Source organism: Pseudomonas sp. 4CAES_32.4, from assembly GCF_058136335.1.
In genome coordinates, this window is record NZ_CM176882.1 from 6,149,213 (window position 1) to 6,166,433 (window position 17,221).

Genomic DNA, 17,221 nt, shown 5'->3' on the forward strand with positions numbered 1-17,221 from the left:
CGCTTGCACCACTACCGTGCAGACGGGCGCGCCACTGATCGGTATAGTGCCGCCCCTCTTCGCGTGAGCGGTCGTCGGTAACGAGGCCATAACCCATGCGAAACCCGAACTAATAACAAACCCGCGAAATGGACCGGGACGAAACCTTCGCCTCACCTGTCGTGCCGCGCGCACACCGGTGTAACACGATGTTTCTTCCATCCAGCATTTGCTTACACAATAAACAGCGAGGAAAAATCCATGCTCGAAGTCATTAACGACTTCCTCTCAGGGAAAGTACTGATCGTGCTCATTGTCGGGCTCGGTAGCTACTTCACGATTCGCTCGCGTTTCGTTCAACTGCGTCATTTCTTCCACATGTTCGCGGTGTTCCGCGACAGCCTCAAAGGCAGCGCCGGGCAACTCAGCTCGTTTCAGGCCCTGATGCTCAGCCTCGCCGGCCGTGTCGGTGCAGGCAACATCGCCGGTGTCGGCATCGCTGTAACCCTCGGTGGTCCGGGTGCAGTGTTCTGGATGTGGGTGACCGCACTGGTCGGCATGTCCAGCAGCTTCTTCGAATGTACTCTGGCCCAAGTCTATAAGCGCGCCGATGGCGACGGTCTGTACCGTGGTGGCCCGGCCTACTACATCCAGCATGGCCTTAAGAAGAAAGGCATGGCGGTGGTGTTCTCGGTTCTGTTGCTGGTCACCTACGGCTTCGCCTTCATTGGTCTGCAGTCCTACACCGTGACCCACTCGCTGCAGAACGCCTTTGCCTTCGACCCACAACACACCGGGATCATCCTGGCGGTGCTGCTGGCCATCACCTTCCTCGGCGGCATCAAGCGCATCGCTTCGGTGTCCGACCTGCTGGTACCGGTCAAGACCCTGGCCTATATCGGCGTGACCCTGTACGTGATCGGCACTCAGATCGAACACGTGCCAGCCATGCTGGAAACCATCTTCAAGAGCGCCTTCGGCCTCGATCCGGCCTTTGGCGGCCTGCTCGGCAGCGCCATCGTCATGGGCGTGAAGCGTGGCGTGTTCGCCAACGAAGCGGGCCTGGGCAGTGCGCCGAACGTTGCCGCCGTGGCTGCCGTGAAGCACCCGGGCGCGCAAGGCGTGGTTCAGGCCTTCAGCGTGTTCCTCGACACCTTCGTGATCTGCACCTGCACCGCGCTGCTGATCCTGCTGTCGGGTTTCTACACGCCGGGCTTCGAAGGTGACGGCATCGTCCTCACCCAGAACTCGCTGGCCGCTGTTGTGGGTGACTGGGGCCGCATGTTCGTCAGCGTCGCGCTGTCGCTGTTCGTCTTCACCTGCATCCTCTACAACTACTACCTGGGCGAAAACAGCCTGCAGTTCCTTACCCGTAACCGCGCTGCGCTGATGGTTTTCCGTGGTTTGGTACTGGCGCTGGTGGTCTGGGGTTCGATGCAGGATCTGTCGACGGTGTTCGCCTTCGCCGACATCACCATGACCTGCCTGGCCTTCGTTAACCTGGTGGCCCTGGCCATGCTGTTCAAGGTCGGCATGCGCGTAATGCGCGACTACGACGGGCAGCGCCGCGCCGGCGTCAAACAGCCTGTGTTCGATTCGAGCAAATTTGCTGATCTGGACCTCGACCTGAAGGCCTGGCCGACCAACCCGTCTGCTGCTGCCGGCAAGACCGAAGCCGAGCCGCAAGGCGTACCTGCAGCGCAACGCTGACAGGTGAATGACGGGCGCATCCCCTGCGCCCGTCAGTTATTGTGATGCAATAACCTGTAGGAGTGAGCCTGCTCGCGATGGCGGTTCATCATTCAACATTTATGTTGGCTGAAAGACCGCTATCGCGAGCAGGCTCACTCCTACAATGTCATCTCTTGTGGAGACCTCAGATGATTGCCAATTCCTACCCCGCCGCCCAACACGTCATGGTGCTCTACACCGGTGGCACCATCGGCATGCAGGCCAGCGCCAACGGTCTGGCCCCGGCGTCCGGTTTCGAAGCGCGGATGCGCGACTATCTGCACAGCCAGCCTGAACTCGTCGTGCCGCAGTGGCGCTTCCGTGAAATGTCGCCGCTGATCGACAGCGCCAACATGACCCCGGCCTATTGGCAGCAACTGCGTGAAGCGGTGGTCGATGCCGTGGATGTGCAAGGTTGCGACAGTGTGTTGATCCTGCACGGCACCGATACGCTGGCCTACAGCGCGGCCGCCATGAGCTTCCAGTTACTCGGCCTGCACGCTCGCGTGTGCTTCACCGGCTCGATGTTGCCGGCGGGCGTCACCGACAGCGATGCCTGGAAAAACCTCAGTGGCGCGCTGGTCGCCCTCGGCCAAGGCCTGGCGCCGGGCGTGCACCTGTATTTCCACGGCGAACTGCTGGCGCCGACCCGTTGCGCGAAAGTGCGCAGCTTCGGCCGTCATCCGTTCAAGCGTCTGGAGCGTCAGGGCGGCGGTGTGAAAGCGCCTTCGATTCCAGCGTCGCTGAACTACAACCAGTCGAAGCAACTGGCCAACGTTGCCGTGCTACCGCTGTTTCCCGGCATTAGCGCTGGAGTCCTTGATGGTCTGCTCGACAGCGGCATTCAGGGTCTGGTGCTGGAGTGCTACGGCAGTGGCACCGGGCCGAGCGACAACCCTGAGTTTCTCGCCAGCCTCGGTCGCGCGCGCGATAACGGCGTAGTCGTGGTTGCGGTCACGCAGTGCCATGAAGGTGGCGTTGAGCTGGATGTGTATGAAGCGGGCAGCCGTTTGCGCGGTGTCGGCGTGTTGTCCGGTGGCGGCATGACCCGTGAAGCGGCGTTCGGCAAGTTGCATGGGTTGCTGGGGGCAGGGTTGGAAACTGCTGAAGTGCGGGGGCTGATCGAACTCGACCTCTGCGGCGAATTGATCTGAAACAACGCAATACCCTGTAGGAGTGAGCCTGCTCGCGATAGCGTTCTGTCAGGCGCCATAGAGTTTACTGACAGTCCGCTATCGCGAGCAGGCTCACTCCTACATTTTGATCTTCATACGGCATGCAACTTGCTGCGTTCCAGCCATCTCAAGGCTGGAAGATCCCATGCTCCACTCCCACCTCACCACCCTCAACGCGGTCTCGCTGATCCTCAATACCTTCAAGGCCGAGGGCCTGTCGAGCGAGGCGCTGCTGGCCGGCAGCGGCATCAGTGCGGCGGATCTGAACCGCGCCGACACGCGCATCACCACCAATCAGGAGATGCAGGTCTGCGCCAATGCGGTCGCGCTCAAGCACGATATCGGCCTGGAACTGGGCCGACGCATGCACGTGTCCTGCTACGGCATCCTCGGTTACGCCCTGCTGACCTGTGCCACCTTCGGTGACGCTTTGCGCTTGGCGATCCGTTATCCGGCGCTGTTGGGAACACTTTTCGAACTGAATCTGGAAGACGATGGCGAGCGCGTCTGGTTCGTCGCGGCGGATTATCGCGAGAGCCCGGCGATGGCGGTGTTCAATGCCGAGTTCTGCCTGGTCTCGCTGAAAGTCATTTGCGATGACCTGCTCGGCCATGCGCTGCCGCTGCTTGCCACACGCTTCGAACACGCCGCGCCGGAGTATCGCGACAGCTATGCCGAACACTTCAGCTCACCGCTGCACTTCGTCGCCAAGGACAACGCGTTCGCCTTCGCCCGCCGCTGGCTCGATCAGCCGCTGCCGTTGGCGGATGCCATTACCCACCAAGCCATGGCCGAGCGCTGCCGCAAGCAGAATCTGGAGTTCACCGGGCGTCAGGCCTGGCTCGGGCGAATCCGCCAATTGCTCAGCGCTCAGCTCAACGCCGCTCCGGGGCTGGAGGGACTGGCACAGCAGATGAACTGCTCGCCGCGCACCTTGCGCCGACACCTGAAGGACATGGGCAGCAGCTATCAGGAACTGCTCGACGAACTGCGCTTTGATCGGGCCAAGCAGATGTTGTGTGAGGATCAGTTGCCGATCTACCGCATCGCGGAAACGCTGGGTTTTAGCGAGACCGCGAGTTTTCGTCATGCTTTCGTGCGCTGGAGCGGCGTCGCCCCCAGTCAATTCCGCCCACACTAAAAGATCCTTTGTGGGAGCTGGCTTGCCAGCGATGGCGTCGGCATAGCTGCTATTGATGTCTTCTGATACTCCGCTATCGCTGGCAAGCCAGCTCCCACAGGATTTGTATTCCACGCCAAGACCTGCGCCAGCAAGGGGCGATTTGCGGTCAGAGGTTTTGGCCATATCGATCCCCTTTTGGCCTCTCCTGCCGTTTTCCAATTTGCTGCGCGCCGCAACACTGGGGGCAACCGAATCAGCCCTGCGGAGAACAACAAATGCTGACGATCTACTCAGACGATCACCACCTGCACCATGGCCGTTGCGAACTTATCGATGGCCAGCTCAAGCCGTGCTTCGAGATGCCGTCGCGCGCCGACCACGTCTTGCAACGCGTGAAGAACCAGAACCTCGGCGCGGTCGAGGAGCCGAAAGATTTCGGCCTGGAGCCCATCGCCCGCATCCACAGCCGCGATTATCTCGACTTCTTCAAAGGCGCATGGGCGCGCTGGACTGAGTTCAACACCGACGGCGATCTGCTGCCCTACACCTGGCCGGCGCGCACCTTGCGCGCAATCAAACCGACCAGCCTGCATGGTCAGCTCGGCTATTACAGCTTCGACGGCGGCGCACCGATCACCGCCGGCACCTGGCAAGCGGCGTACAGCGCAGCGCAAGTGGCCCTCACCGCCCAGGCGGAAATCCAGCGCGGCGCCCGCAGCGCCTTCGCCCTGTGCCGTCCACCGGGACACCACGCCGCCAGCGACTTGATGGGCGGCTATTGCTACCTCAACAACGCTGCCATTGCCGCGCAAGCCTTCCTCGATCAGGGTCACAAGAAGGTCGCGATCCTCGACGTCGACTATCACCACGGCAACGGCACGCAGTCGATTTTCTACGAGCGCAGTGATGTGCTGTTCACTTCGATCCACGGCCACCCGGAAGCGGAATTCCCGTTCTTCCTCGGCTACGACGATGAGCACGGCGAAGGTGCCGGTGAAGGTTTCAACTTCAACTACCCGCTGCCGGCCGGTTCCGGTTGGGACGTGTGGAGCGCGGCGCTGGATCAGGCCTGCGACGAGATCGACCGCTATGGCGCCGACATCATTGTCGTGTCGCTCGGTGTCGACACCTTCAAGGACGATCCGATCTCGCAATTCAAGCTCGACAGCCCGGATTACCTGGCGATGGGCAAGCGTATTGCCGCCCTCGGCAAGCCGACCCTGTTCGTCATGGAAGGGGGTTACGCCGTGGAAGAAATCGGCATCAACGCGGTGAACGTGCTGGAAGGTTTCGAGCAATGAAAACCCTCACGCACGTCATCGCGCCAGCCTTGTGCGCTGCACTGCTGAGCACCGCCGCCCACGCGCAAGAACGCACCCTGCGCGTCTACAACTGGTTCGACTACATCACGCCCAAGGCCCTCGAAGACTTCAAGGCGCAGAACACCCAGACCAAACTGGTCTACGACATCTTCGACACCAACGAAGCGCTGGAGGCCAAGCTGCTCACCGGCAACTCGGGTTACGACGTGGTGGTGCCGTCCAACGTGTTCCTCGCCAAGCAGATCGAGGCCGGGGTATTCCAGCCGCTGGATCGCAGCAAGCTGCCGAACTGGAATCACCTCGATCCGAAACTGATGAAGCTGATCGAAGCCAACGACCCCGGTAACAAGTTCGCCGTGCCCTACATGTACGGCACCATCCTGGTCGGCTTCAACCCGGCCAAAGTCAAAGCGGCGCTGGGCGACAATGCGCCGGTCGATAGTTGGGATCTGATCTTCAAGGAAGAAAATATCAGCAAGCTCAAGCAGTGCGGCGTCGCCCTGCTCGACTCACCATCGGAGATTCTGCCGCTGGCCCTGCAGCACCTCGGTCTCGATCCGAACAGCAAGAACCCGGCGGATTACGCCAAGGCTGAAGCGCTGTTGATGAAGATCCGCCCCTACGTGACCTACTTCCATTCGTCCAAGTACATGGCCGACATCGCCAACGGCGACATTTGCGTGGCGGTCGGTTATTCCGGCAGTTTCTCGCAAGCCGCCAACCGGGCGAAAGAAGCCAAGAACGGCGTGGTGGTCGACATGCGTCTGCCAAAAGAAGGCGCGCCGATCTGGTTCGACATGCTGGCGATTCCGAAGGGCGCGAAAAACACCGAGGACGCCTACACCTTCATCAACTACCTGCTGCAACCGCAAGTGATCGCTCCGGTCAGCGATTTTGTCGGTTACCCGAACCCGAACAAGGACGCTACCGAACTGGTCGATCCGGCGATCCGCAACAACCCCAATCTATATCCGACCGATGCGGCAATGGGCACGCTCTACACCCTGCAACCGCTGCCCCGTGATGCCGAACGGGCGCGCACCCGCGCCTGGACCAAGATCAAGTCCGGCACCTGAAGCCTCGTCTGTCAGCCAAAGGCCCGTACGCGTACGGGCCTTTTTTCATGGCATAAATAGTTACCGCCAAGCGCGGTGCGCGTCTCGATAACGTCGGTGTGGCGACTTCTTCTCCTTCACACCGAGGTATCTATCATGAGCATCAAACCGTCTTCGAATGCCCCTCCGGTCTCGACTGCGCTGGTGGAAAAAAGCGATCTGGTCAGTCAGACCAGCCATGGCCCGACCCTCAACGGCGTGGCCGCGCTGTTGCTGCAGCAAGCGCTCGAAAAACATTATCCGCAGCTGCACATCGACCCGGACAAAGCCTTTGTCGGCACGCCGCAATGGCAGGTCGCCGAGGATGACGTACAGGCAGGACCGATCACCTACGAATCCTTGACGGTCGTCCTGCTGCGACAGAGTCTGGAGGGCGGTATCGCCGATTATTTTCCCGGCGAACACTTCCTGACCCTGGAGCCGGACGCCATCGAGCCCGTGCATCTGGCCGTTGATATCGAGCGGATCGCCGAAATGCTCAATGACGGCGCGGCGCGCCTGTTCATCGAAATGCAGAAATACCAGCTGCAGTTCTGGAATGAACAGGGCCAGACATTGCCGCGCTGGCAGGAGCTGTCCAGCGCCTTGCAGAAAGCTGTGAACATCACCGCCATGCAAGGTCTGGATGACGACGAATGCGCGATGGCCCGTGAAGTCTTCACCTACCCGGATAAAACCGACCGCGAGAACTCGACCAGTCATCTGACGGATATCCACGCCGGCCTGATCGATATCGACACCGTGGAAAATGAAGTCGCCACGCATCTCGTGCTCGGTGGCGCGCTGGTTCTCCAGGCCAAGGTCGAGAAACGCGAGCTGCTGGTGATGTACACCATCGAACGGGGTTTCGAGTCATTCAGCTCGCTGCAGCAACTCGGTGACTCGCTGCCGGCCAGCCTGGAAGAACTGCTGGTCGGGCGCGACATGACCTGGCGGCTGTATCAGCCCGAGGGCAATATTTTTGATCACATGGCCTGCGCGCTGGTGAACTCGCAACTGGATGTGATCGGTGCGATGCGATCATTGCAGGCGCCCCAATGGAGCGATGAACCGCCGCCGGACGAAATCGATACCACCGACGCCACCCAACAACTGGAAGCCGCCGTTCCGCAATGGCTGCGCCAAGCCTCGGGCGCGGAGCTGCAGGACTACAGCCGTTACATCACCGGACTGGGCAAGCTCTATCGCGACCCCGAACGCCACAAGACCCGCAACGCCATCCCGGCCATCAACGTCTACGCCCAGCGCCAGATGAGCGCCGCCATCATCGCCGACAGCAGCGCCGTTGCCGCAGCGGATCTGCCTCTGGATCAGCTGCGCATCAACATCACTAACAGCTTTACCGCCGGCAACTTCACCCTGCCCAACCCGCTCGATCATCGGGTCGTTAACCTGGCCGAATTCGCCTTGGAGAACGCGGTGCCCTATCAGGCGACGATTTCGTTCGTCACCGATACCAAGGTCCCGGCCTGGCTGACCCCGGCGTTTCTCAGCCGCATCGCCGCCGAGGTCGACATTGGTCAGGCGTATCCCGCGCTGATCAAAAAACAACTGATCGATGATGCCGTGCAGGCCCAGCGGCAGAAAATCTTCTACGGCGAACAGTTGCGCTGGCTGCTGCCGCTGCTCGCACTGGAGTGCAAGGTCCGCCACTCGGGCGGTGTCGATGAACGTGGCTACCGCTATGTCTGCGACCTGCTCAGCCAGGATGCCGCCAAGCGGCAGGCCATGGTCATCTGCCCGCTCACCCTGACGCCGCAGCACCGAGTGATCAGCAGCAGCGACACCGTCAGCAATATGTTCATCATCCACTCACGTCAGGCGCCCGACGGGGTCTGCGTGCTGTACCGACCGATGATGGATCAGGCCTTGATGCAATTTCCTTCGCCGCAAAACCTGCTGTACGCGATGCATCAACCCGGCGAACTGCGTGACTCGGTGCTCGCCTGGCTGCCCGACAAAACCCTGAGTTTCGAGTACGCCCAATACGTTTTCCCGGTGGGGATTCCGTCGCCGTGGCTGGTCGCCGAGCAACTGGTCAACCCGACGCTGCGCGCAGAAAACCTCGGCGAAGTGGTCATTGAGCAGGACGCTATCAGCGATGATCTTCTGGCCGCTCTGTTCAGCTACAACGCGCAGGCCATGGCCGAACTGGCCGACCGGGAGTCACAGTCCAATGCCGAGCGGCGCTGGACGTTGCTCAAGGACAGCGGCGAGGCATTGCTGGCCGTCGCATCAAACTTTCTCAGTGGCTCAGTGGGCGCCGCGGTGTGGGTCTGGCAGACCATCGATCAGCTTCAGCAGGCGCTCGATGCCCGTGAACGCAAAGACAGCTTCAGCGAATGGACGGCCGCGTCGGATATCCTGCTGACCCTTGGCATCCTCCTCAGTCATCGCGCGGTCCAGCGCAACCGCACCCTGTCGGCCAAGCCACCGCTGAAGCGATCGCTGCCCAAAAAACCAGCAGTCCATCGCGAAGTCATCACCACCTTCGATACCGGGGCAGTGACCTCTGCATTGTCCAGCGAACACCTGTCTTCGCTGGACTCCGTCGGTGTGCTGCCACGCCGAACGCCGAGCGCACTGGGCATGTATCTGGACACCTTCAAAGTGCCTGCGCTTGATCTGCAGGACAAAGACGTGACCCAGGTCGGGGTTCAGCCTCCCTATCTCTATCACGCCAACGAAAAGAGTTACGCCAAGGTCGGTGAACGCTGGTTTCGTGTCCTTGAAACCTATCAGGGCGATGTACGAATCGTTGCCGCCGACGACATCACCAAGACCGGTCCGATGCTGACGCATAACCAGAAAGGTCAATGGTTCGTCGACTTGCGCCTGCGTCTGCGCGGCGGCGGTGGCAATGCCTTGAGCAAGATTGCGCTGGATCCCAAGGAGCTGCGCTTCAATCGACTCGACGATGCCCTGCGCTATTTCAAAAGTCAGGAGACGACCAGACAGGCGCAACTGCGCACGCGCCAAATCGCCCTGAACGAACTGCCCCAGCAAGACTTTGCCAAGGAGTCGAACGTCTACGCGGATGAGCTGGCGGTTTCGATCAAGGAGTACCGGCAGGCGCTGGAGCAGTTGCGCGAATGGCGCACCTTGGGCGGCAAGGAAAACTACCGCGAGGATTTGCTGCGCATGACCACCACGCAAGCATTGAATGTGGCGCAGTGGCTGATCATCAAGCAATCGCAATACGCCGCAGCGATCACCCTGATTCTCAACGAACATGAGACCCAGCTGTCGCGAGAGGTTTTTGTCTCGAACATCCAGGAGGCCTGCGACCTGTCGCGGGACATGGCCGACAAGCTGACCCTGGCGAACACCACCCTGAATGACCTGCAGGCCACCGGCAAAGTGGGCGTGCAAAAGCTCCTCGACATTCGCGCGCGCCTGCCAACGTTCACCGTGCTGGAGCTCAAGGCTAACGAAATCGGGCTGTCCGCCGAGCTGTGTCTGCAAAATGTCGCCGAACCCTTGTTGAGCCAGTTGCATGATCGTCTCGGCCGGGTGGGCATACGGGCAGCCATCGCCGCGCGGGGGGCGCTGGAAATGATCCACGTCAGCGGGCCGCAAAGCCTGACGCCGGCGCACATTGAAGGCTTGAGCAATCTGCTGGACACCTTCGCCGATGCCAATCAGCGCCTGCGCGAGCTGGGGCAAACCTATTCCGAACAGCTGGAAGAGGAGCCGATGACCCACTTGCAGGACCTGATCGGCGAATTCATTCAACTGACCGAGGCGCGCACCCTGGAGCTGTTGGCAGAAGTCCAAGCAGACAATGCCCGGCAGGGAACCAGTCGCGAACGCAACCTCTCAGGTTCCAGCCGCGCCACGGTGAAGGTGCGCAAAAGTCGGCCGCGCGACGCCACGAGTGCCGAGCCGGCCGCTGCCAGAGAGCTGCCGCTGACCCCGTTCACGCCGGTAATTCCCTCCCCCGCACCGCCGGCGCCTCGGCTCAAGGATCTGGAAATCATCAATGAAGCGCTGGACCTGAACATCGATGCCGACGATTTCATTGAACGCACGCGCAAGGACGCGCTGCGCCCGCGGCGACTGGCCAGTGAAATGCAGGACGTGTTCGACCAACAAGCCCTCAAACTTGGGCAATGTGCCGACAACGTCGATCAGGCCCTGCAGCGCATCAAGGACGCCAAAGGCGATGTACCGCCCGTGTCCAAACTGAGCCAAGAGCTGCGCGCCGCCGCCGTAAAAACCCGCAATCAGGGTTTGAGCACTCGCACGGCGCTGTACAAATTGCGCAAGCCAACGCAAAGCGCCTTCAAGTGGTTGAGTGAAAACGCGCGCATCGATATCCGCCGCGATGAGCGTGGACGCATACAGACCAAAGGTTTGGGCGACTACTTTCAGGAGTACCGGATCTTCGACAAATTCAATAAGGACACGCCGATGTGGGTGGCTCACTTTCATTACGAGCGCGCCACGAGCCCGACTGACGAGCCGACCGCGGCGCATTTGAAAGTCGCCGATGACTATCTGACAACGCTCACCGCGCCGCAGAAACAGGCGCTCACTGCTTTCGAACCGATTGACGGCGTCCTGCGCAAAATCACTGATCCGGCCCTGCGCCAGCTATTTCTGACCCTGGAACCCAAGTCTCCCCGCTGATCAACAGCACCAGGCTTTTTTCAGCTTCCCGAGCGCGGCGTGGATCGCCGCCTCGGGCACTGCCGCAAAGCCCAGCACCAGGCCGGCACGCTGATCCATAGATGTGGTGGAGTCCGGCAGCCAGTAACTGCTCAGCGCGTTGATTTCCACGTCCACGCTGTGCGCCTGTTCAATCAATTGCTGCTCGCGGGCCACGCTGTCCACTTTCACCGTCAGGTGCAGACCGGCGGAGACGGCGGGCAAGCTACCGACGCCGGGCAATCCCGCAGGCCAACCCTCCATCAAGGTATTGCGCCGACTGAGTGCCGCGCGACGCATACGGCGGATATGCCGCTGAAAATGCCCAGCCGCCATGAACTCCGCCATCACCGCTTGCGTACTGACTTCGGAATGCCGGACGTCGACGGCACGCCGTTGCGCAAAGGCATCGACCAACCCCGGCGGCAACACCAGGTAGCCAAGGCGCAACGCCGGGAAGGCAATCTTGCCGAAGGTGCCGACGTACAGCACCCGCCCCTGCCGATCGAGCGCCGCCAATGGCGCCAAGGGTGCGCCGCTGTAGCGGTACTCGCCGTCGTAATCGTCTTCGACGATCCAGCCTTGGGTGCGCTCGGCCCAGGCGAGCAATTCCAGACGCCGGGCCAGGCTCATCACCACCCCGGTGGGGTATTGATGAGACGGCGTGACGTACGCCACTCGACAATCGCTGAGCGCGGCCATTTCGGCGCAATCGATCCCTTCGCTGTCGACCGCGACCCCGTGCAACCGCGCACCGGCCACGGCAAACGCATGACCGGCCGCGCGATACCCCGGATTCTCGATTGCCACCCCGTCACCCGGCGCCACCAGCAGCTGTGCACAAAGGCTGATGCCCTGCTGTGCGCCACTGGTGATCACAATTTGTTCAGCGGAGCACTGCATGCCACGCGAACTGCGCAAATACGCCGCGATCATGCCGCGCAATCGGGCATCGCCCGCCGGATCGCCGTAGCACAATTGCTGAAGATCCGGTTTGCGCCAGAAAGCCGCATTCAGCTTGGCCCAAACCTCAAAAGGAAACAGATCAAACGCCGGAACGCCCACCCGAAAAGCGCGCGGCGGACCACTCGGTGGCGTGGCCAAATGATTGTTTTTGATCCGCTCGAAAGTACCGCTGTGGATAACTTTACTGGATGGAATCACAGGTAAATCCAGCCAATTTGTGGATAAGGCTGTGGGTAAGCCTGTTGACAAGCCTGTGGATACTTTTGTGGATAATTTTTTCTTCGGTGTCAGCGCCTGAGCCAATTGCGCGACATAGGTGCCATCGCCGACTTTGCCTTCGATAAACCCTTCGGCATACAACTGATCGTAGGCGCGCACTACGCTGTTGCGGGAAATGCCCAGCGCCGTAGCCAGGTCGCGGCTGGCCGGCAAACGCGTGCCACTGGCCAGACGCCCGTCGAGCACGCGCAGGCGCAACGCCTGATAAAGCTGACGGCTCAAGCCCTGGCGGCGATCAAGTTCGATCCCGGCAGGGTTGAATGGCATGGACAGCGGCGATGAATCAGGCATGACAATGGACCTATGAAATTGGTCATCAATGGCTCTTACAACAGTCCAATAGCCTGCCTACGATGCAGGCATTCGCCAAGGAAAATCTGTCCATGTACACGCCCCGCGCCTTTGCCATCGAAGAACTGTCCCAACTGCACGAACTGATCCTCGCCACCCGCCTCGCCATTCTTGTGACCCACGGCGAAAACGGTCTGCAAGCCAGCCATGTGCCAGTGCTGCTGCATTGTGAACAAGGCGAATACGGCACGCTGTACGGACACCTGGCCCGGGCCAATCCACAGTGGAAAGACCTGCGCGACGGCGCCGAAGCCATGCTGATTTTTGCCGGCGCCGACGCCTACGTCAGTCCAGGCTTTTACCCGAGCAAAGCCGAACACGGCAAAGTCGTGCCGACCTGGAACTACATCGCCGTGCACGCCTATGGCCACGCCGAAACCTTCAGCGATGGCGGGCGCCTGCTCGACATCGTCAGCACCCTCACTGACCGTCATGAAACCGGGCGCCCCCAGCCGTGGGCAGTCGCCGACGCACCCGCCGATTACATCGACGGCATGCTCAAAGCCATCGTCGGATTCGCCATTCCCATCGACCGTCTCGAAGGCAAGCGCAAACTCAGCCAGAACCGCAGCGCCGAAGACATTGCCGGCGTGCGCGAGGGCTTGGCGGCCAGCCCCGAGATCAACGACCAGACCCTCGCCCAATTGATGCGCTAAGGAAATCACCATGAGTCAGATCGACATTCGCCAGGTCAGCCCCGACGACCGCGCCGCGTGGCTGCCGCTGTGGCAGGCCTACCTGCGGTTCTACAACACCGAACTGCCGGACGCCGTGACCGACAGCACCTGGCAGCGTTTTCTCGACCCGAGCGAACCGACTCACGCCGCACTGGCGTGGGCCGACGGTAAAGCGGTGGGCATGGTGCATTACATCTATCACCGCTCGAACTGGAGCATCGAAAACTCCTGCTACCTGCAAGATTTGCTGGTCGCTCCAGAGACTCGCGGCACCGGCGTCGGCCGCCTGCTGATCGAACACGTTTACGCCACGGCCAAGGCTGACGGTTGCTGCAAAGTGCACTGGCTGACCCACGAAACCAACGCCACCGCGATCCAGCTCTACGAGCGCATCGCCGAACGCCCGGGCTTCATCCAGTTTCGCAAAGCCATTTAAGGAGACGCGTACATGACCGCTTCACTCGCTGACTGGAAAGGCGTCCCCGCCCCTACCGCTACCCTGATCGAAGGCCGCTTCATTCGCCTGGAACGTCTCGATCCGGCGCGTCACGGCGACCAGCTGTTTGCCGCCCTCGAAGGCCCCGGCGCCGACCCGAAACTCTGGGATTATTTGCCCTACGGTCCGTTCCCGGAACGCAACGTTTTCGACGCTTGGCTGAGCAACCACGCGGCCGCCAGCGACCCGTATTTCTTCAGCGTCATCGATCGCGCGACCAATCAGGTGCAAGGCATCCTCAGCCTGATGTCTATCGTCCCGGCCCAGGGCCGCATCGAAATCGGCCACGTCACCTTCGGCGCGCCGATGCAACGCTCGCCGAGAAGCACTGAAGCGGTGTACCTGCTGGCCAAGCATTCCTTCGACCTCGGCTATCGCCGCCTCGAATGGAAATGCAACAACGGCAACGCCCGCTCCAAATACGCTGCCGAACGTCTGGGCTTCAGCTTTGAAGGCGTGTTCCGCCAGCACATGGTGGTCAAAGGGCAAAATCGTGATACCGCGTGGTACTCGATTCTGGACTCGGAATGGCCAGCGATTGGTGCCGGGTTCGAGCAATGGTTGTCCGATGAGAATCAGACGCCCGACGGGCAGGTGAAAGGGTTGGTTGAGTGCCGTTCCTGATTATCTGAAAAGCAAAAGACAGTCCGAAGGCTCGGGCTGCGTTCGGACGATCTTTTGCTCTGTTTTTCACCCCAGCTTCTGCGCCAGCACCGCAATGTGTTCCGGCCCGATCCCGCAGCAACCACCCAAATGGCTGGCGCCGCGCTGCCGCCAATCAATCGCCCAGTGCAAGTAACCCGGTGGATCAAGATCCTCGCGCAAAGGATCGAGGCCATCATTGGCGGTAGCCTCTTTTGGCTGAGGCGGAAACGCATTGGCGTAAGCGCCAATATGAATCTTCGTCCCCAGACGCTCGAAGGTTTCACGTGCAGCGTCAATCGCCGCACCGATCACTTCCGGCTGACTGCAATTGAACAGCAAGGTCTCGACGCCCAACTCAGCCGCAACGGCAGCCGCTTCGGCGACTGGCTCACCGGAACGCAAACGCGGCACTTCATCGGTGTCTTCGTCCTTCAAGGTGAACGACAACCAGAACGGTTTGCCATCCTTCGGCAAACCGGCGTGGATGGCTCGCGCTTCGATGGTCGAACTCTGGGTTTCCGCCAGCCACAGATCGACGTGGGGCGCCAGACCGGTGACCAGAGGTGTCAGCAACTCGGTGACCCGTGCGGCCTCGAACAGATCCGGACGGTACGAGCCAAACAGCGGCGGCAATGACCCGGCGACACGCACTGATTTCCCCGAAGCCTGCACCGCGCGCCGCGCCAGCTCGCCGGCCAACGCCGCCAACGCCTGCCCTTCAGCGGCGAAGCGTTCCTCGCCGATGTGAAAAGGTACGACCGCGTAACTGTTGCTGGTGATTACGTTTGCACCACTGTTGATGTACGCGGCGTGCACCGCCTCAACCGCTTGCGGCGCTTCGCTCAGCGCCAGTGCCGACCATTCAGGCTGGCGAAAAGGCGCCCCGGCACGTTGCAACTCACGGCCCATGCCGCCATCAAGAATTACCGTGTTTGCTGTGCCCATATGCGTTTCACTCATATGCTTATGAAAATAACTCACTATCAGAGTCGTTCTTATAACTATTTAATACGCACCAATCGGTTAATCACAACCTATTTTTTTCAGGAAACGACTGTGAAACTGCAACCGCTACTGGCCTTGGGCCTGACGATTCTGGCTGCCTCCACCCAAGCCTTCGGCGGCGCGACGCTGGATCGCGTCGAGCAGAAAAAGGAACTGGTCGGCGTGCTGATGGAAAGCTATCCACCGTTTTCGTTTCTCAACGATCAGAACCAGCTCGACGGCTTCGACGTCGATGTCGCCAAAGCCGTGGCCGACAAACTCGGCGTCAGATTGCGCCTCGAAACGCCGTCCTGGGATGTCATCGCTGCCGGTCGCTGGAGCGGTCGCTACGACATCTGCATCTGCTCGATGACGCCGAGCAAGGCGCGCGCCGAAGTGTTCGATTTCCCGGTGGAGTATTACGCCTCGCCAGCCGTGATCGTGGTCAACGCCAAGGATGACCGGATCCACGACGCCAAGGACCTGAGCGGCAAGAAAGTCGGCCTCACCAGCGCCTCCAGTTACGAAAGTTATCTGAACAAGAACCTAGTGATCGAAGGCGCTGAAGACACGCAGTTGCACTACCCGTTCGAAGATGTGCAGATCGCGCCGTACGATACCGACAACGTCGCCTTTCAGGATTTAGGTCTGGGAGCCGGTGTGCGCCTGGATGCAATCCTCACCAACCTCGTCACCGCGCAGCCACGCCTGAATCAGGACAAACGCTTCAAGCTTGCCGGCGAGCCGTTGTATTCAGAACCGAACTCGGTGGCCATCGAAAAGGGTGACGCGCAATGGGACGCCAAGGTGCGTGAAGTATTTGCGCAACTGAAGCAGGACGGCACCCTCAGCAAGCTGTCGCAAAAATGGATCGGCGCCGATATCAGCCAATGACTTCTTTCCCGACACCTCCACAGCCACCGCAACCAGTGGCTGAATCACGCCTGCAACGGATGTTCGGTTTTCGTACGCGGCTGTACCTGACCTGGGCAGCACTGTTCTGTCTGTTCGCCGGGTTCTTTCTGAGCTTCGACCTGAAGTTCTCGATCATCCTCGACAAACTGCCCAATCTGGTCGGCCTGCACCTGGCGCCCAACGGTTTTCTGCAAGGTGCGGCGCTGACACTTTTTCTCTGTGTGTGCTCGATTGTCGCCTCGTCGCTGCTGGGCTTCATCACGGCATTGGCTCGCCTGTCGAAAAGCGCCGTGGCGTTCGGCATCGCCAGTTTTTACACCTCGTTTTTTCGCGGTACGCCACTGCTTATCCAGATCCTGCTGATCTACCTGGGCTTACCGCAACTGGGCATCGTGCCGGGTGCCATCGTCGCAGGCATCATCGCCTTGTCGTTGAACTACGGCGCCTATCTTAGCGAGATTTTTCGCGCCGGCATTCTCGGGGTCGACTATGGCCAACGCGAAGCATCGCTGGCATTGGGCATGCGCGAGACCGTGATTTTCTGGCGCATCACCCTGCCGCAAGCCATGCGCACGATCATCCCGCCGACGACCAACCAATTCATCTCGATGCTCAAGGACTCGTCACTGATTTCGGTGATGGGTGTCTGGGAAGTGATGTTTCTCGCGCAGTCATATGGGCGATCGAGCTATCGCTACATCGAAATGCTGACGACGGCTGCGATCATTTACTGGCTGATGTCGATCGGGCTGGAGTTGATTCAGGCGCGGATGGAGCGGCATTACGGCAAGGCTTATGTGCGGCGTAGCTAGG

13 protein-coding genes are annotated in these 17,221 nt (G+C 60.5%); 11 read left to right on the plus strand and 2 right to left on the minus strand.

The window, feature by feature from the left end; all coding sequences use genetic code 11:
- Positions 1-240: 240 nt before the first annotated feature.
- From AC3Y64_RS27840 to AC3Y64_RS27865, 6 genes are all read left to right on the plus strand, one after another.
- Positions 241-1,689 carry an alanine/glycine:cation symporter family protein gene (locus tag AC3Y64_RS27840; RefSeq protein WP_489985916.1) on the plus strand — a complete coding sequence of 483 codons (1,449 nt, stop codon included), beginning with the start codon at positions 241-243 and terminating at the stop codon, positions 1,687-1,689.
- 170 nt (positions 1,690-1,859) lie between these two features.
- Positions 1,860-2,864 carry an asparaginase gene (locus AC3Y64_RS27845; RefSeq protein WP_489985917.1) on the plus strand — a complete coding sequence of 335 codons (1,005 nt, stop codon included), beginning with the start codon at positions 1,860-1,862 and terminating at the stop codon, positions 2,862-2,864.
- A gap of 166 nt (positions 2,865-3,030) precedes the next feature.
- Complete coding sequence (locus AC3Y64_RS27850) at positions 3,031-4,026, plus strand: AraC family transcriptional regulator (protein WP_489985918.1); 996 nt, start codon at positions 3,031-3,033, stop codon at positions 4,024-4,026.
- A 257-nt stretch (positions 4,027-4,283) separates the two neighbouring features.
- Positions 4,284-5,309 (plus strand): histone deacetylase family protein, encoded by a 1,026-nt coding sequence (locus AC3Y64_RS27855; RefSeq protein ID WP_489985919.1) that lies wholly within the window; start codon positions 4,284-4,286, stop codon positions 5,307-5,309.
- Positions 5,306-6,406: a polyamine ABC transporter substrate-binding protein gene (locus AC3Y64_RS27860; protein ID WP_489985920.1), complete on the plus strand. Its 1,101-nt coding sequence runs from the start codon at positions 5,306-5,308 to the stop codon at positions 6,404-6,406. The genes AC3Y64_RS27855 and AC3Y64_RS27860 overlap by 4 nt, the downstream gene beginning before the upstream one ends.
- 135 nt (positions 6,407-6,541) lie before the next feature.
- Complete coding sequence (locus AC3Y64_RS27865) at positions 6,542-11,077, plus strand: dermonecrotic toxin domain-containing protein (protein WP_489985921.1); 4,536 nt, start codon at positions 6,542-6,544, stop codon at positions 11,075-11,077.
- Here the strand turns inward: AC3Y64_RS27865 and pdxR are convergent, their stop codons facing one another.
- Complete coding sequence (gene pdxR, locus AC3Y64_RS27870) at positions 11,078-12,631, minus strand: MocR-like pyridoxine biosynthesis transcription factor PdxR (protein WP_489985922.1); 1,554 nt, start codon at positions 12,629-12,631, stop codon at positions 11,078-11,080.
- Between the two features lie 92 nt (positions 12,632-12,723).
- Here pdxR and AC3Y64_RS27875 point away from each other — a divergent pair, with 92 nt between their 5' ends.
- From AC3Y64_RS27875 to AC3Y64_RS27885, 3 genes are read left to right on the plus strand one after another with little or no spacing between them, the layout of a single operon-like run.
- A complete protein-coding gene (locus AC3Y64_RS27875; protein WP_489985923.1) occupies positions 12,724-13,347 on the plus strand; it encodes an FMN-binding negative transcriptional regulator in 624 nt (207 codons plus the stop codon).
- Positions 13,348-13,357: 10 nt separating this feature from the next.
- Positions 13,358-13,804, plus strand: a complete 447-nt coding sequence (locus tag AC3Y64_RS27880; protein WP_489985924.1) for a GNAT family N-acetyltransferase — start codon at positions 13,358-13,360, stop codon at positions 13,802-13,804.
- A gap of 12 nt (positions 13,805-13,816) precedes the next feature.
- A complete protein-coding gene (locus AC3Y64_RS27885) occupies positions 13,817-14,488 on the plus strand; it encodes a GNAT family N-acetyltransferase (RefSeq protein WP_489985925.1) in 672 nt (223 codons plus the stop codon).
- A gap of 66 nt (positions 14,489-14,554) precedes the next feature.
- Here AC3Y64_RS27885 and AC3Y64_RS27890 read toward each other — a convergent pair whose 3' ends face one another.
- Positions 14,555-15,454: a homocysteine S-methyltransferase family protein gene (locus AC3Y64_RS27890; RefSeq protein WP_489985926.1), complete on the minus strand. Its 900-nt coding sequence runs from the start codon at positions 15,452-15,454 to the stop codon at positions 14,555-14,557.
- A 111-nt stretch (positions 15,455-15,565) separates the two neighbouring features.
- Here AC3Y64_RS27890 and AC3Y64_RS27895 point away from each other — a divergent pair, with 111 nt between their 5' ends.
- Positions 15,566-16,387 (plus strand): ABC transporter substrate-binding protein, encoded by an 822-nt coding sequence (locus AC3Y64_RS27895; RefSeq protein ID WP_489985927.1) that lies wholly within the window; start codon positions 15,566-15,568, stop codon positions 16,385-16,387.
- Positions 16,384-17,220 carry an amino acid ABC transporter permease gene (locus tag AC3Y64_RS27900; RefSeq protein ID WP_122592922.1) on the plus strand — a complete coding sequence of 279 codons (837 nt, stop codon included), beginning with the start codon at positions 16,384-16,386 and terminating at the stop codon, positions 17,218-17,220. Before AC3Y64_RS27895 ends, AC3Y64_RS27900 begins: the two co-directional genes overlap by 4 nt.
- Position 17,221 lies beyond the last annotated feature (1 nt).